Here is a 15,003-nt window from a genome sequence, read left to right as displayed (position 1 = left end):
CATGACGATGACGCTTCCCGTGTTTTTCGCCGTGCTGTCCGCCGCGCTGCTGCATGCGGGCTGGAACGCGGTGATCAAGGTGCGCCTCGATCCGTTTCTGGCGATGACCCTGCTGTGCATCGCCTGCGGTCTGATCGCGCTGCCGTCGCTGGCGTTCACCGGCTTCGCCCGCCCTGCCGCATGGCCTTGGGTGGCGGGATCGGTGGTGCTTCATTTCGGCTACTACGTGTGTTTGAGCGAGGCGTACCGTCGTGCGGACATGAGCCAGATCTACCCGATCGCGCGCGGCTCCGCTCCGCTGCTGACCGCGCTCGTCTCGGTCACGATCCTGCACGAGACGATGAGCGCCGGTGGCATCGCGGGGGTCATGCTGCTCGGCAGCGGCGTGTTGCTGCTGTCGCTGCGCGGCCGCCATCACTCCGCGTCGGAAAACCGTGTCGCGCTCGCCTTCGCGCTGCTCACGGCGGTGACGATCGCGGGCTACACGGTCGTCGACGGCGTGGGCGCGCGCGTCGCCGGCAACCCCAACGCCTATGCGGCGACGCTGTTCGTGTTCGATGCGTTGCCGATGTTGACGCTGTGCCTGTATCGCTACGGACCGGCCGGCATGGCGCCGATGCGGCGTTTCCTGCTGCCGGGCTTCGCGGGCGGCGCGATGTCGCTGGCGGCGTACTGGATCGTGATCTGGGCGATGACGCTCGCCCCCATCCCCCTCGTTGCAGCAGTGCGCGAGACGAGCGTGGTATTCGCCGGCTTCATCGCCGTGTATGTGCTCAAGGAGCCGTTCAGTCGCGTACGTGCCGCGGCCGCTACCTTGACGGTGGCCGGCCTTGCGCTGATGCGGATCTTCTGAGCGCGGGCTTGCCGGGCTGAGCGCGCGGCACCGACCTGCCGAGCGGCGGCGCGAACTGCCGCGCCGCTCTCCCGACCGACGCAGGTCACCTCTCCCCCTCCCCTTCACGCCTCCCCATGCGGGTTTGTCCCGAGCGGAGGCCGCTTTCCCATATCCATCGCGGACTTCGCCATCCTCCTGAGGTGATTTCGCGCGCCCACGACGAATGTGGCATTTTTTGGCATCTTGACTGTTTTTGTTGCATCTCCTAGAGTGGGTCTCACGCACCTGGGCAGTACCCAAATCGACCCACAAGGAGACATCGATGACCGGTTCCACGTATGTATCGCCGGCTTGTTCCGAAACTGGCGATCCGCTGTTGCTGACACCCGGACCGCTGACCACGTCACGCACCGTCAAGGCCGCGATGGTTCACGACTGGGGCTCGCGCGACGCCAATTTCATCGAGATCAATCGCTCGGTGCTGGCACGCCTTGCCGCGATCGCCAATGGCGCGCACGACTGGGTGACGGTGCCGATGCAAGGCTCGGGCACCTTCGCCGTCGAAGCGATGCTCACCACCTTCGTGCCGCCCGGCGGCGAGGTGCTGGTGCTGATCAACGGCGCGTATGGCAAGCGCGCGAAGCGCATCCTCGAGATCGCCGGCCGCAAGACCGTCGTGCACGAAACGGCCGAGGACACGCCGCCCGATCTCGCCGAGATTGACAAGCTGCTGGCCGCTTCGCCGTCGATCACGCACGTGTTCGCGGTTCACTGCGAGACCACCGCGGGCATCCTCAACCCGATCGCGCAGATCGGCGCGCTCGCGGCCCGCTACGGCAAGGGCTATCTGGTCGATTCGATGAGCGCGTTCGGCGCGTTGCCGATCGACGTGCGGACCATGCATATCGATGCGGTTGCCGCGTCGTCGAACAAGTGCATCGAAGGCGTGCCCGGCCTCGGCTTCGTGATCTGCCGCCGTGAGGCGCTCGCCCGCACGCAGGGCAACGCGACCACCCTCGTGCTCGATCTGCACGAGCAGTCGGCCAACCTCGAAAAAACCAGCCAGTACCGCTTCACGCCGCCCACGCACGTGATCGTCGCGTTCCATCAGGCGCTGCAGGAATTCGATGCCGAAGGCGGCGTCGCGGGGCGCGGCGCGCGCTATCGCAACAACTGCCGGATTCTCGTCGAAGGCATGCGCGCGCTCGGCTTCAAGCCGCTGCTGGCTGAAGCGCTGCAGGCTCCGATCATCGTGACCTTCCACATGCCCGAGGACCCGCGCTTCGAATTCCAGCGCTTCTACGACAGCCTGAAGGCGCGCGGCTATGTGATCTATCCGGGCAAGCTGACCGTCGCGGACTCGTTTCGCATCGGCTGCATCGGCCGGCTCGGCGAGCGCGAGATGCGCGCCGCGCTCGACGCGATCGGCGAGGTGCTCGACGAAATGGGCATGAACGCGCCGGTCGCGAAAACGGCATGAAGGGGGACGCCATGAGTACGCTGCAAGACACCGTGTTGAGCATCAACGGCCGCGACTATCGCTTTCCATCGGAGCCGGTCGTCGTGATCTGCCTCGACGGTTCGGAGCCCGCCTATATAGAAGAAGCCGCGAAGGCCGGGCACGCGCCGCATCTCGCGAAGCTGCTGCGCACCGGCACGAGCCGGATCGCCCAATGCGTGATTCCGAGCTTCACGAACCCGAACAATCTGTCGATCGTGACGGGCCGCCCGCCCAAGGTCCACGGCATTGCGGGCAACTACTTCTACGACCGCACGAGCGGCGAAGAAGTGATGATGAACGACGCCCGCTTCCTGCGTGCGCCGACGATCTTCGCCGCGTTCCACGACGCCGGCGCGAAGGTCGCCATCGTCACCGCGAAGGACAAACTGCGCACGCTGCTCGGCAAGGGGCTCGACTTCACGAGCGGCCGCGCGATCGCCTTTTCGGCTGAAAAAGCCAACGAGGCTACGCGCGCACAGAACGGCCTCGGCGACGTGCTCGCCTACGTCGGCAAGCCGTTGCCGGATGTGTATTCGGCTGACCTGTCCGAGTTCGTGTTCGCGGCAGGCGTAAAACTGCTCGACACGTTCCGCCCGGACCTGATGTACCTGTCGACGACCGACTACGTGCAGCACAAGGCGGCGCCGGGCTCGCCGAAAGCCAACGAGTTCTACGCGATGTTCGACCGCTACGTCGGCGCGCTCGATGCAGCCGGCTGCGTGCTGGCGATCACCGCCGATCACGGCATGAACGGCAAACATCGTGCCGATGGTGCCCCCGACGTGCTGTATCTGCAGGATCTGTTCGACCAATGGACCGGCACAGGCCGCTCACGCGTGATTCTGCCCATCACCGATCCGTACGTTGCACATCACGGGGCGCTCGGCTCTTTCGCAACCATCTATCTGCCCGAGGGCATCGGAGCGTCCGACGCAGCGGCGCTGCTCGAACGGCTGCGCGCGACCGCAGGCATCGAGCTCGCACTGACGAGCGCCGAGGCCTGCGAGCGCTTCGAGCTGCCGCCTGACCGTATCGGCGACGTTGTCGTGGTCGGCACGCGCGCCAAGGTATTCGGCACGAGTGCCGCGCGTCACGACCTGTCGGGCCTGACCGAGCCGCTGCGTTCGCATGGCGGGCTATCGGAACAGAACGTGCCGCTGATCGTCAACCGCAGAACCGACTGGCCGGCGAACCGTGCGCTGCGCAACTTCGACATCTTCGATGTCGCGATGAACCACGTATTGCAGTCCGCCGCGGCTTAAACGCGTCGATCACGGCCCGCGCGCCCCGTTTCTCGCAGCGGCACGCGGACTCCACCGGATCATTGAACGAGGTATTCGATGAACGTCATGACCAAACCCGCCATCAGGCAGGAATCGATGCGCATCGCCGGCCAGCACACGAGCACCGACGAGCTGATCGAAGTCTTCAACCCCTACACGAACGAGGTTGTCGGCACCGTGCCCGCGGGGCGTCCCGAACACGTGCAACAGGCGTTCGCGAAAGCGCACGCATTCAAGCCGCGGCTCACGCGCTTCGAGCGTCAGCGCATCCTGCAGCGCACGGCCGAGATTCTGAGCGACCGCAAGGAAGACTTCGCACGCCTGATCACCGCGGAGTCGGGGCTGTGCTGGAAGGACGGGCTTTACGAAGCAAGCCGCGCCTACGATGTGTGGTCGTTCGCGGCGCAGCTCACGATCAGGGACGACGGCGAGATCTATTCCTGCGATATCAGTCCGAACGGCAAGAACCGCAAGATTTTCACCACGCGGCTGCCGCTGCTCGGCGTGATCTCGGCGATCACGCCGTTCAATCATCCGTTGAACATGGTGAGCCATAAGCTGGCGCCCGCGATCGCGACCAACAACCGTGTGGTGCTCAAGCCCACCGAGCTCACGCCGCTCACGGCGCTCGCGCTGGCCGACGTGCTCTACGAAGCGGGCCTGCCGCCGGAGATGCTGAGCGTCGTCACCGGCAATCCGCGCACGATGGGCGACGCGATGATCACCGATCCGCACTGCGATCTCGTCACGTTCACAGGCTCCGTGCGGGTCGGCAAATACATCGCGCAGCACGCGGGCTATCGCCGCACGGTGCTGGAGCTCGGCGGCAACGATCCGCTGATCGTGATGGAGGACGCCGATCTCGACAAGGCCGCGCTGCTCGCGGTAACCGGCGCGACGAAAAATTCGGGGCAGCGCTGCACGGCGGTCAAGCGGATTCTCGTGGTCCAAAGCGTGGCCGACGCGTTCGTCGAGCGCGTGCTCGAGCATGCGAAAAAGCTCAAGTGCGGCGACCCGATGGATCCCTCCGTCGACGTGGGCACCGTCATCAACGAGGCATCCGCGCAACTGTTCGAGCGACGCGTGCAAGACGCACAGGCCCACGGTGCCCGTGTGCTTTACGGCGCGCCGCGTGAGGGCGCGCTGTTCCATCCGACCGTCGTCGACCACGTGCCGTACGACTGCGAGCTGGTGCGCGAAGAGACCTTCGGCCCGGTGATCCCGATCATCCGCGTGCCCGATGCGATCGAGGAAGTGATCCGGGTTTCGAACTCGACCGCGTATGGCCTGTCGTCGGGCGTCTGCACGAACCGGCTCGACTACATCACGCGCTTCGTCAGGGAGCTGGAGGTCGGCACCGTGAACGTCTGGGAAGTGCCCGGCTATCGCACGGAGATGTCGCCGTTCGGTGGCATCAAGGATTCAGGCAACGGTTACAAGGAGGGCATGGTCGAGGCAATGAAGAGTTACTCCAACGTGCGGACCTGGTCGATGCCCTGGGAGTGACCCGCCGCACGACCAGGTGAAATGCTGACCTCATCCGAACTCAACGCAAGAAAGGATGGATATGAAAACTCGTCTGATCGCCCTGGCTGCCTGCGCGCTCGTCATGGCAACGCCCCCCCTCTACGCACAGTCCGACGTCGTGACCATCTATGCCGCGGATGGTTTGCACGACGGTTCGCCGAGCTGGCTCGGCAACCAGTTCGAAGCCTTCACGAAGGCGACCGGCATCAAGGTGCAGTACATCGAGGCCGGTTCGAGCGGCGTGGTGGACCGGCTGAGCAAAGAGAAGTCCAACACCCAGGCGGACGTGCTCGTGACGCTGCCGCCCTTCATGCAGAAAGCCGCGGCTGACGGCCTGTTGCAGTCCTACTCGCCGGCGGGCGCCGACAAGATCGACACGCACGACAAGGATCCGAAAGGCCTCTACTACGCGATGGTCGGCAACTATCCGAGCTTCATCTACAACTCGGCGGTGCTGAAGAGTCCCCCCAAGACCTATGCGGACCTGCTCGCGCCGCAGTTCAAGCAGAAGATCCAGTACTCGACGCCGGGGCAAGCCGGCGACGGCACGGCGCTGATGCTGGGAACCTTCCACGCGTTCGGCGGCAAGCCGGCCGGCTTCGAGTACCTGCGCAAGCTGCAGACCAACAACCTCGGGCCTTCGGCGTCGACCGGCAAGCTCACGGCGCTCGTCAACAAGGGCGAGCTCTTCGTGGCCAACGGCGACATGCAGATGAACCTCGCGCAGATGCGCGACAACCCGAACGTCGCCATGTTCTTCCCGGCCGGTCCCGACGGCCGCCGCACGACCTTTGCGTTGCCCTACTACGTCGGTCTCGTGGCGAGCGCACCGCATGCCGACAATGGCAAGAAGCTGATCGACTTCCTGTTGAGCGCGCCGGCGCAGCAGGAGGTCAGCAAGGTGGCATACGGCTTCCCGGTGCGCACGGACGTGCATCCGACGGATAGCAACTTCCAGGCGTTGAACACGTTGCTGAAGGGCGTCGACATCTGGCAACCCGATTGGAACCAGGTGCTCCAGGAGCTGCGTCCCGACGTGGCCGCTTACAACCAGGCGATTTCCATCGACTAACCAGGCTACCGACGAGCGACTAATGGCAAACACCATGACCATGGAAAGGGGGCCGCAGCGGCGCGCCTCCGCTTCCCCGGCCGTCATCGCGCACGCAGCGAGCGGCATCGGTTTCGAAGGCGTGTCGGTGGCTTACGGCAGCCAGACCATTCTCGAATCTCTGACGCTTACCGTGAAGCCCGGCGAGATCGTCGCGCTGATCGGTCCGTCCGGCTCCGGCAAGACGACCGCGTTGCGCGCCGTCGCCGGCTTCGTGCAGCCGAGCGCCGGGCGCATCACCATTGGCGACCGCGACGTGACCCGGCTGCCGCCGTACGCACGCAACATCGGCATGGTGGTGCAGAACTACGCGCTGTTTCCGCATATGCGCGTCGAGGACAACGTCGCCTTCGGGCTGCGTGCCCGCGGCGCGGACGCCGAGGTGATTCGCGAACGGGTGCCCGAGTGTCTCGGCCTCGTCGGCATGGCGAAGTATGCGAAGCGCTATCCGCGCGAGCTGTCGGGCGGCCAGCAGCAGCGCGTGGCGATCGCCCGCGCGCTCGCGATCCGCCCGCAGGTGCTGCTGCTCGACGAGCCGCTGTCCGCACTCGACGCGCAGATCCGCCGCTCGATGCTCGACGAACTCGCGAAGCTGCACCGCACCCTGCCGTCGCTGACGGTGCTGTACGTGACGCACGACCAGACCGAGGCGCTGACCCTCGCGAACCACATCGGCATCATGCGCGACGGCCACCTGGTCGCTTACGGCGACGCCCAGGGGCTTTATCGTCATCCGCCGAACCGCTTCGCCGCCGAGTTCCTCGGCCGCGCGAACGTGCTGCCGGCGCAGCAGCTCGAACCGATGGCCGACGGGCGCGCCCGAGTGCGCTTTCACGGCCACCTGCTCGAAGGCTGCAACCATCATGGAATCGCAGCCGGCGCCGCCTGCTTCGTGTGCGTGCGGCCGCACCATCTGCACTCCGTCGCGGGCGGCGGCGCGCCAGCCGGCGATGGGCAACGCCTGAACGAATTGACGGGGGTCGTCGTCAGCGTGCAGTGGCTCGGCGAAATGCACAGCATCGCGCTCGATGTCGAAGGCGAGATGCTGCGGCTCACCTGCGCGCCGCTCGCGGAACCGCCGGAGCCGGGCGCGGCGCTCAGCGTACGTTTCGATCCCGCGGATGTCACTCTCGTACCGGAGGCTGAGCGTCATGGCTGATATCGTCATTGCGCCGCCGGCTCGCGCGAGGGCGCCGGCCGCGGGACTGGGCGGCCTGTGGATCGCGCCGCCGCTTGCGGTGCTCGCCGCGCTGTTCTTCTACCCGTTCGGGCTGATCGTCATGCAGGCGTTGGGCGGCGACCAGCATGTGCTGTCGTTCGCGAACTTCGAGCATGTGCTGCGCTCACGCCAGTTCCTGAGCGGGCTTTATCACACGATCGCGATCGCGGTATCGGCCTCGACGGGATGCCTCGTGCTCGGCTTCGTGTTCTCGCTCGTGATCGCGTTCGTGCCGTTTCCGGGTGCGCGTTTCGTGGGCCGGCTCATCGATACGTTCATCGCGCTGCCCACCTTCCTCGTCGCGCTCGCGTTCACCTTCGTGTACGGTTCGGCCGGACTGCTGAACCAGTCGCTGATGGAAGCGTTCCATCTGCCGCTGCCGCCGCTGAACTTCCTGTACACGCAGTGGGGTGTCGTGCTGTCGGAGATCACGGTCTATACGCCGTTCATCATGCGGCCGCTGCTCGCGTGCTTCTCGCAGATCGACGGTGCGCAGATCGAGATGGCGGGCAGCCTCGGCGCGCGGCCGCTGCGCATCATCAGGCAGATCATCCTGCCCGCCGCGTTGCCGGCGCTGTTGGCGGGCGGCAGCCTGTGTCTGCTGCTGACCGTCAACGAGTTCGGCATCGTGCTCTTCATCGGCGCAAAAGACGTGATCACGCTGCCTCTGCTGATCTACGACAAGGCGATCCAGGAATTCGACTACACCACCGCGTGTGTGATCGCCGTCGTCAATATCGCGCTGTCGCTCGGGCTCTATGCCTGCTACCGGGCCGTCGTGTCACTTTGCGGAGGTCGCCGTGCTGCTCTGGGCTAAATGGGGTAAATGGCTGACGTGGGGCGCAACCGCGTTGCTGTTCTGCGCGGTCTACGGGCTGCCGGTCGCGATGATCGCGCTCGCCAGCATCAGCGGACAGTGGAACGGCATACTGCCGAGCCACCTGACACTCGAGCACTACGCCCGGGTGTTCCATACCGATTCGGCAAGCCAGCTGCGCGTGAGCGTGCTGACGGGGGTGGTCGCGAGCGTCGCCGCGCTCGTGAGCGGCACGTGGGCCGCGCTCGCGCTGCGCCGGATGAAAGGCCTGCCGCGCCGTGTGCTCGACGTGATCTTCTTCGTGCCGAGCGCGGTGCCGTCGGTCTCGATCGGGCTCGGCTTGCTGGTCGCGTTCAGCCGGCCGCCGGTGTTGCTCAACGGCACGGCGACGATCGTCTTCATCGCGCACTTCCTGCTGATCTCGGCGTTCACCTATGGCAACGTGGCGGCCGGTCTTGCGCGGGTCGCGCCGGAATACGGCGAGGTGGCCCAAAGCCTCGGCGCCCGGCCGTTCTACCAGCTCTCGCGCGTGACGCTGCCGCTCGTCGCGCCGTACCTGCTCGCATCGTTCAGCCTGAGCTTCGCGCTGTCGATGGGCGAGCTCGGCGCGACGCTGATGATCTATCCGCCGGGCTGGGTCACGCTGCCGGTCGGCATCTTCGCGCTGTCGGACCGCGGTGCGATCTTCGACGCCGCGACGCTCACGATGATCCTCGGTATCGGCACGCTCGCGGTGTTGATGGGGCTCTCGCGCATCTCCAACCGTGCAATGGTGCGCGGATGACGGCGACGCCCGATGCCGATCTCGCCGAAGCCGTGTCGTATCGCGTGCTCGACCCGGGGGGGCTGTCGTTCAAGACGACGATGGGCAACGTGCTGACGCTCACGCCGCCGCTCACCGTCGCACCTGCGCAGAGGCTCGAAGCACTGCAGATACTCGAGGAGGCAATCGCGGCGGGCACTGCCCGGGTCTGAAAGAAGTGCCGAAGAACAACAAGAAGGGAGGTGCAAGATGATCATGATCGTGCTTCATCTCGCGGGCGGCGTCGCGCTGCTGACGTGGGGCCTGCATATGGTCGAGTCCGGCCTGATGCGCGCGTTCGGCGCCTCGCTGAAGCGCTTCATGGCGAAGAGTCTCGGCAACCGGCTGAACGCGTTCTGCGCCGGGCTCGCGATCACCGGCGCGCTGCAGAGCAGCACCGCGACCGGCATGATCGCGTCGTCGTTCGCGGCACGCGGTTTGATGCGGCCTGTTACCGGACTCGCCCTCATGCTGGGCGCCAACGTCGGCTCGACGCTGATCGTGCAGGCGTTCTCGCTCGATCTGAGCTGGATCTCGCCGGTTTGTCTGCTGGTCGGCATGACGCTCTTCGAGAAGGGCAAAGGCTCGCGCAATCGCGACATCGGCCGCGCGTCGATCGGGCTCGGCTTGATGCTGCTTGCGCTCACGCTGCTCGTTTCGACCGTGCAGCCCGCCGAGACCGCCCCTGCCCTGCGCACGGTGCTCGGCGCGCTGGCAGGCGAGCCCGTGCTGAACGCGGCGCTCGCTTGCGTGCTCACGTGGGCTGCGCATTCGAGCATTCCGGTCGTACTGTTCGTGATGTCGCTCGCCAATCTGCATACCGTGCCGATGGACACGGCGATCGCGATGGTGCTCGGCGCGAACGTGGGCAGCGCGCTCAATCCGTATTTCGAGGCCGCGAAGGGCGCCGACCGCAGCCGCAGGCGCCTGCCGGGCGGCAACCTCGTACTGCGCGGCGGCGTGTGCGTGCTGATGCTCGCCGTGTGCTCGCCGCTCGCAACGCTGCTACAGCAGGTCTACGACAGCCCCGGCCGTGCCATCGCCGACTTCCACACGGGCGTGAACGTGATGATCGCCGTGGTCTTCATGGGGCTGCTCGATCCCGTCGCGCGACTTCTCGAACGGCTGCTGCCGGCACCGAGCGCCGCCGAAAACGGCGACGCGCCGCGCTACCTCGACGAAGCCGCGTTGCGGGTGCCCTCGCAGGCACTTGCATGCGCGACCCGCGAATTGATCCGGATGGGCGATATCGTCGAAGCGATGCTGTGCGCTAGCGTGCCGGTGCTGATCGCCAACGACCGGCGCGCGGTGAGCGAGATCGCGGCCCGCGACGATGCCGTGGATATGCTGCACGATGCGATCAAAAGCTACGTCACCGAGGTGACGCGCGAAACGCTCGACGACGAAGACCGGCGCTGGGCCTCGGCGATCATGACTTCCGTGATCAACCTCGAGCATATCGGCGATATCGTCGACAAGAATCTGATGGAGCTGGCGCAGAAAAAGATCAAGGCACAGCTAAGCTTTTCTGCCGAAGGCGCCGAGGACTTGCGCGCGCTGCACCAGCTGGTGATCGATAGTTTTCATCGGGCTCAGGCGCTGCTCGTGTCGGGAAGGACGCAGACCGCGAAGCAGTTGCTCGAGGACAAACAGGCGCTGCGGCGTCTCGAGCGCGCCGCGCGCGATTCTCATCTCGGCCGCCTGCGCGAGGGCAAGCCCGACAGTATCGCGTCGAGCTCACTCCATCTCGACGTGCTGCGCGACCTCGTGCGGATCCAGTCGCATATCTGCGCTCTCGCTTATCCGCTGCTCGAGCACAAGGCGGCTAACGAGGGCGGTGCGCAGGTGGCATGAGGCGAAGCACGAGACTTTTGGCGAGCTTCTTCCAGATGATCGACCTGGAGGCCCGGGTTCAGCCAGAAAGACCAGCTCACGCCTATTCTCGTGCGGAATTGGCCTTATGAAAAATCTGCGGATTATCACTCCCGTATCTGGCAACTACGATCTACCTGTCATTCATCACCAGACAGAAGATTTCCATGTCCACTCTCGCAGGCAAAGTCGCCGTCGTTAGCGGCGCCGCCAAAGGCGCTCTATGAGCGACCCGACGCTGTTCACGCCGATACAGGTCGGCAACCTCAAACTAGCCAACCGGATCGTGATCGCCCCGATGGCCCAGTACTCGGCCGAAGACGGCCAGATGAGCGATTGGCACCTGATGCACCTCGGCCAGCTGGCGATATCAGGCGCGGCGGCACTAACCATCGAGGGGACCGCGGTCACCCCCGACGGACGCACCAGCTATGGTGACGTGGGGCTCTATTCGGACGAGTGCGAAGCCTCCATGACGCGAGTGCTGCAGGCGGTTCGGCAGTGGTCTGACACGCCGATTGGAATCCAGCTCAACCATGCTGGCCGAAAAGGGTCCCGGCAGAAATTGTGGGACGGAGGCGCGCAGATTCCATCCAATCACGCAAATGGTTGGCACACCCATGGCCCATCGCCGGTCGCTTTTGCAACCGGCGAGACACCGCCCATCGCGTTGGATCGCGATGGCCTGGCCGCGATTCGCAACGCCTTCGCGGCCGCGGCACAACGCGCCTCGCGGCTTGGGTTGGACTTCATTCAAATCCTGGGTGGGCACGGCTACCTGCTCCATCAATTCCTCTCGCCTCTGTCAAACCACCGGGACGACGAATACGGCGGCTCATTGGAAAATCGGATGCGCTTTCCACTCGAGGTCTTCGAGGCCGTGCGAGACGCGTTCTCGCATGAGCGCCCCGTTACGATGCGGGTATCCGCTACCGACTGGGTGGAAGGCGGGTGGTCCGTGCAGGACGCGATCGCTTTTGTGCACGCACTGGAGGCGAGAGGTTGTGCCGCGATCAATGTCTCGAGCGGCGGTTCGAACCCAGCCGCGCAAATTCCGGTCGGGCCCGGTTATCAGGTTCCCTTCGCGCGGGCAGTGAAGCAGGCGACGGCACTCCCCGTCATCGCCGTCGGCATGATCACCGGGTTCGAACAAGCCGAAGCCATTCTCAGCACCGCAGACGCCGATCTGGTCGCGCTCGCTCGGGCCGTGCTCTTCGACCCTCGCTGGCCCTGGCACGCCGCCGCTCACTTTGGGGCTCACGTCAGGGCGCCCAAACAGTATCTTCGCTCTCAACCCAGTCGGCTGGGAAAGTTGTTCGTTTGAGTCTGTCTCGTCGAGAAGGGGGCGGTGGGTTTGAAGTTCGACGACGTCCCCTGCTCTCGCAGGCTGAAAGTCGTACTATCCGGCGAACGGATGCGAAGACATGCTCATCTCCAGGTCGGAATGACGGATGCGGCGAGCAGCACGCCCACCGCCAGATTGAGCAAGCGCCAGTGGCGCGGCGTCCGGAACAGCCGCCCGAGTAGCACGCCGAGCGCGCACCACAACGCGAGGGATGCGCACGCTGCCACACCGAACGCTGCACCGAGCAGCATCGCGAGCCGGTTCGGATTGTTTGCGAGCAGCGCGAACGACGCCGCCGCGCCAATCGTCATCGCCCACCCTTTCGGGTTGAGCCACAGCAGCAGGAAGCCGTTGACGAGCGTAGCCGGGCGCGCGGGGCCGTTGCCCGCGTTCGGCGGACCGCTGCGCGCGACGCGCCACGCAAGCCACAGCAGATACGCGGAGCCGAGCGCCCTCACCGCCGTTTGCAGCGACGGCAGCGCGACCAGCAGACCGCCGAGCCCGAGCGAGGCGACCGCGGCGAGCAACGCGAGGCCCATAGCGATGCCGAGCATCAGCGGTATCGAGCGGACGAAACCGAAGCGTGCGCCTGAAGCGGTGGCGAGCGTGGTCGCGCCGCCGGGCGTCACGGTCGCGACGGCGACGAACAGTAGAAGCGGCAGTATCGAGGTCATGGGTGTACATCCGGATTAGTGACTTTGCACTGTACGGATCGTCAAAGCATCGCGAAAGCTAATAATATTGATGGGGCACATTACGCGACATAATGCATAGATGAACCGAAACCTCGATCTCGATCTGGTCCGCACCTTCGTTGCCGTCGCCGATTGCGGCAGCATGACGGTCGCTGCGAATCTGCTGCACATGACCCAAGGCGCGGTGAGCCAGCAGGTGAAGCGCCTCGAAGATGTGCTGGATTGCCTTCTGTTCGTTCGCAAGACGCGCCGGCTGGAACTGTCGCGACAGGGCGAGCAGTTTCTGGTGAAGGCGCGCACGCTGCTGCGGCTGAACGACGAAATCTGGGCCGACATGACCGGCCAGCCGTTGCGCGGCGCGCTGCGTGTGGGGGTGCCTTACGATCTCGTGACGCGGCTCGCGCCCGCGATGAAGGCCTTCGCCAACGCGCATCCGCGCGTCGAAATTTCGTTGGTGTGCGCGGCGTCGCCGGAGTTGAGCGAAGCGGTGAATAGCGGTCGCCTGGACGTGTCGCTGGTCGAATCCGTCGCGAGCGAAGCCGAAGGTGAAGTGGTCTGCATCGAGCCGTTGGTGTGGGTCGCGGGGCGCGGCAGTGATGCGTGGCGGAAGCGGCCATTGCCGCTGTCGATGGTGGACGAGCGTTGTGCTTTCCGTCCGGTGGTGCTGGGCGCGCTCGCGGACGAGGGCATCGCGTGGCGTACGGTGTTCGAGAGCGGCAACATCGAGGCGACCGCCGCAACGGTGCGCGCGGGCCTCGCGATCACGGCCTGGCTCGTCTCCACGGTGCCGGGCGATCTGGAGACGCTCATACCTCGAGTCACCGGCTTGCCTGCGTTGCCCGCGTTCGCGATCTGTCTGCGATTGCCCGCGACGGTTCAGCCAGCGGCGCAGGAATTCGCGCGCCACGTACGCGAATCGATGTCGAGCAACGCAGGCACGCGACGCGCGCAGCTAGCGAACATTGCTTGACGTATTGCGTTTGCATTGCGTTCACGGACGTCGCGCTTCTATAAACGCTGCGGCAACGCCGCCGCAAAAAATTCTGTGACCCGGCGCACGCGCGCAGGCACGAAACGACGCCTCGGCCAGACGATGCTGACATCACGGGCGTCCCGGATGAAGTCGTCCAGCACGGTCACGATGTCGGGATGCTTGAGCTCGTCGGTCAACGAGAGCTTCGCGAAGAGGCCGATTCCCACGCCCGCTAGCACGGCCGATCGTATCGTCTCTACGCTATTCGACGACAGGTTGCCTCGCACCGGTACGCTGAACCGGCCACGTGGCCCATGAAACGGCCAGTTCGCCGATTCCAGCAGACCGCCGTAGAGCAGGCAATTGTGATTGACGAGTTCCGCGGGGTCCTTCGGTATGCCGTGTTGCTTGAAATAGCGACGCGATCCGACGCAGACCAGCGGGGTGCTGGCAATTCGCTTCACGACCGAATCCGGATCGTTGACGGAACCCACTCGAATCGCGAGATCGATTCGGTCCTCCACCATATCGCGTACGAAATCCGACAACACGAGATCGACCTGAAGACCAGGATGGCGCGACAGCAGTTCGGGAATGAGCGGAAGAACGTGCAGGCGGCCGAACGTCGACGCGCAGGCAATCCGGACAAGGCCCGAGACATCCAGCGTGCTGCTGGTCAGTTCGCTATCGGCCACCTCGATTTCGTCCAGCAACGGTTTGGTCCGCTCGTAGTATTTCTGCCCCTGATCCGTCAGTGTCACGCTGCGTGTGCTTCGGTTGAATAGCAGCACGCCCAGGCGCTTTTCCAGCGCGCCGATCGCCTTGCTGATGGCCGACTGTGACTCGCCGGTTCTACGCGCCGCGGCGGAAAAGCCACCCGCCTCGACGACGGCGATGAAGGCGTTCAATTCGTGAAACCGGTCCATTGCATTTCTCTCGCGAGACCTATTCTCCTGGTGAATGGATCTTATGATAATTCCGCCGATTATCTTTCGTTGGGACCGCAATTACGATGTCACTTCC

14 protein-coding genes are annotated in these 15,003 nt (G+C 65.1%); 12 read left to right on the top strand and 2 right to left on the bottom strand.

The window, feature by feature from the left end:
- The first annotated feature begins 1 nt into the window (after position 1).
- From L0U84_RS39015 to L0U84_RS38965, 11 genes are all read left to right on the top strand, one after another.
- A complete protein-coding gene (locus L0U84_RS39015; RefSeq protein ID WP_233858857.1) occupies positions 2–853 on the top strand; it encodes an EamA family transporter in 852 nt (283 codons plus the stop codon).
- 304 nt (positions 854–1,157) lie between these two features.
- On the top strand, positions 1,158–2,315 hold the full coding sequence (locus tag L0U84_RS39010) for a 2-aminoethylphosphonate--pyruvate transaminase (RefSeq protein ID WP_233858855.1): 1,158 nt from the start codon (positions 1,158–1,160) through the stop codon (positions 2,313–2,315).
- A gap of 11 nt (positions 2,316–2,326) precedes the next feature.
- Positions 2,327–3,598 carry a phosphonoacetate hydrolase gene (phnA, locus tag L0U84_RS39005; protein WP_233858853.1) on the top strand — a complete coding sequence of 424 codons (1,272 nt, stop codon included), beginning with the start codon at positions 2,327–2,329 and terminating at the stop codon, positions 3,596–3,598.
- Between the two features lie 78 nt (positions 3,599–3,676).
- Positions 3,677–5,125, top strand: coding sequence for a phosphonoacetaldehyde dehydrogenase (gene phnY, locus L0U84_RS39000; RefSeq protein WP_233858845.1), 1,449 nt, complete (start codon positions 3,677–3,679; stop codon positions 5,123–5,125).
- Positions 5,126–5,186: 61 nt separating this feature from the next.
- Entirely contained in the window at positions 5,187–6,218 is a 1,032-nt protein-coding gene (locus L0U84_RS38995; RefSeq protein WP_233858836.1) for a 2-aminoethylphosphonate ABC transporter substrate-binding protein, read from the top strand.
- A 22-nt stretch (positions 6,219–6,240) separates the two neighbouring features.
- Entirely contained in the window at positions 6,241–7,416 is a 1,176-nt protein-coding gene (locus L0U84_RS38990) for an ABC transporter ATP-binding protein (protein ID WP_233858835.1), read from the top strand.
- Positions 7,409–8,293, top strand: a complete 885-nt coding sequence (locus L0U84_RS38985) for a 2-aminoethylphosphonate ABC transporter permease subunit (RefSeq protein ID WP_233858833.1) — start codon at positions 7,409–7,411, stop codon at positions 8,291–8,293. The genes L0U84_RS38990 and L0U84_RS38985 overlap by 8 nt, the downstream gene beginning before the upstream one ends.
- Positions 8,277–9,077 (top strand): ABC transporter permease subunit, encoded by an 801-nt coding sequence (locus L0U84_RS38980; RefSeq protein ID WP_233858831.1) that lies wholly within the window; start codon positions 8,277–8,279, stop codon positions 9,075–9,077. The genes L0U84_RS38985 and L0U84_RS38980 overlap by 17 nt, the downstream gene beginning before the upstream one ends.
- Positions 9,074–9,268: a hypothetical protein gene (locus L0U84_RS38975; protein ID WP_233858829.1), complete on the top strand. Its 195-nt coding sequence runs from the start codon at positions 9,074–9,076 to the stop codon at positions 9,266–9,268. Before L0U84_RS38980 ends, L0U84_RS38975 begins: the two co-directional genes overlap by 4 nt.
- A gap of 37 nt (positions 9,269–9,305) precedes the next feature.
- Positions 9,306–10,949 carry a Na/Pi cotransporter family protein gene (locus L0U84_RS38970; RefSeq protein ID WP_233858827.1) on the top strand — a complete coding sequence of 548 codons (1,644 nt, stop codon included), beginning with the start codon at positions 9,306–9,308 and terminating at the stop codon, positions 10,947–10,949.
- Positions 10,950–11,190: 241 nt separating this feature from the next.
- Positions 11,191–12,291 (top strand): NADH:flavin oxidoreductase/NADH oxidase, encoded by a 1,101-nt coding sequence (locus L0U84_RS38965; protein WP_233858825.1) that lies wholly within the window; start codon positions 11,191–11,193, stop codon positions 12,289–12,291.
- Between the two features lie 104 nt (positions 12,292–12,395).
- Here L0U84_RS38965 and L0U84_RS38960 read toward each other — a convergent pair whose 3' ends face one another.
- Positions 12,396–12,986: a LysE family translocator gene (locus L0U84_RS38960; RefSeq protein WP_233858823.1), complete on the bottom strand. Its 591-nt coding sequence runs from the start codon at positions 12,984–12,986 to the stop codon at positions 12,396–12,398.
- 100 nt (positions 12,987–13,086) lie between these two features.
- Between L0U84_RS38960 and L0U84_RS38955 the strand changes: the two genes are divergently transcribed.
- Positions 13,087–13,977: a LysR substrate-binding domain-containing protein gene (locus L0U84_RS38955; RefSeq protein WP_233858821.1), complete on the top strand. Its 891-nt coding sequence runs from the start codon at positions 13,087–13,089 to the stop codon at positions 13,975–13,977.
- Positions 13,978–14,015: 38 nt separating this feature from the next.
- Here L0U84_RS38955 and L0U84_RS38950 read toward each other — a convergent pair whose 3' ends face one another.
- Positions 14,016–14,906, bottom strand: coding sequence for a LysR family transcriptional regulator (locus L0U84_RS38950; RefSeq protein ID WP_233858819.1), 891 nt, complete (start codon positions 14,904–14,906; stop codon positions 14,016–14,018).
- Positions 14,907–15,003: the final 97 nt, after the last annotated feature.

Origin of the sequence: Paraburkholderia sp. HD33-4 (genome assembly GCF_021390635.1) — a bacterium.
In the GTDB taxonomy this organism is placed as follows: Bacteria; Pseudomonadota; Gammaproteobacteria; order Burkholderiales; family Burkholderiaceae; genus Paraburkholderia.
The sequence above is the reverse complement of the archived record's forward strand: the minus strand, read 5'-3'. Positions and strand labels throughout refer to the sequence as shown.

Excerpts from the sequence above, each read along its gene's own strand:
- L0U84_RS38955 (WP_233858821.1), top strand. The coding sequence starts at position 13,087 with ATGAACCGAAACCTCGATCTCGATCTGGTCCGCACCTTCGTTGCCGTC.
- phnA (WP_233858853.1), top strand. The coding sequence starts at position 2,327 with ATGAGTACGCTGCAAGACACCGTGTTGAGCATCAACGGCCGCGACTAT.
- L0U84_RS39010 (WP_233858855.1), top strand. The coding sequence starts at position 1,158 with ATGACCGGTTCCACGTATGTATCGCCGGCTTGTTCCGAAACTGGCGAT.
- L0U84_RS38965 (WP_233858825.1), top strand. The coding sequence starts at position 11,191 with ATGAGCGACCCGACGCTGTTCACGCCGATACAGGTCGGCAACCTCAAA.
- phnY (WP_233858845.1), top strand. The coding sequence starts at position 3,677 with ATGAACGTCATGACCAAACCCGCCATCAGGCAGGAATCGATGCGCATC.
- L0U84_RS38970 (WP_233858827.1), top strand. The coding sequence starts at position 9,306 with ATGATCATGATCGTGCTTCATCTCGCGGGCGGCGTCGCGCTGCTGACG.
- L0U84_RS38995 (WP_233858836.1), top strand. The coding sequence starts at position 5,187 with ATGAAAACTCGTCTGATCGCCCTGGCTGCCTGCGCGCTCGTCATGGCA.
- L0U84_RS38960 (WP_233858823.1), bottom strand. The coding sequence starts at position 12,986 with ATGACCTCGATACTGCCGCTTCTACTGTTCGTCGCCGTCGCGACCGTG.
- L0U84_RS38950 (WP_233858819.1), bottom strand. The coding sequence starts at position 14,906 with ATGGACCGGTTTCACGAATTGAACGCCTTCATCGCCGTCGTCGAGGCG.
- L0U84_RS38985 (WP_233858833.1), top strand. The coding sequence starts at position 7,409 with ATGGCTGATATCGTCATTGCGCCGCCGGCTCGCGCGAGGGCGCCGGCC.
- L0U84_RS38990 (WP_233858835.1), top strand. The coding sequence starts at position 6,241 with ATGGCAAACACCATGACCATGGAAAGGGGGCCGCAGCGGCGCGCCTCC.
- L0U84_RS38975 (WP_233858829.1), top strand. The coding sequence starts at position 9,074 with ATGACGGCGACGCCCGATGCCGATCTCGCCGAAGCCGTGTCGTATCGC.
- L0U84_RS39015 (WP_233858857.1), top strand. The coding sequence starts at position 2 with ATGACGATGACGCTTCCCGTGTTTTTCGCCGTGCTGTCCGCCGCGCTG.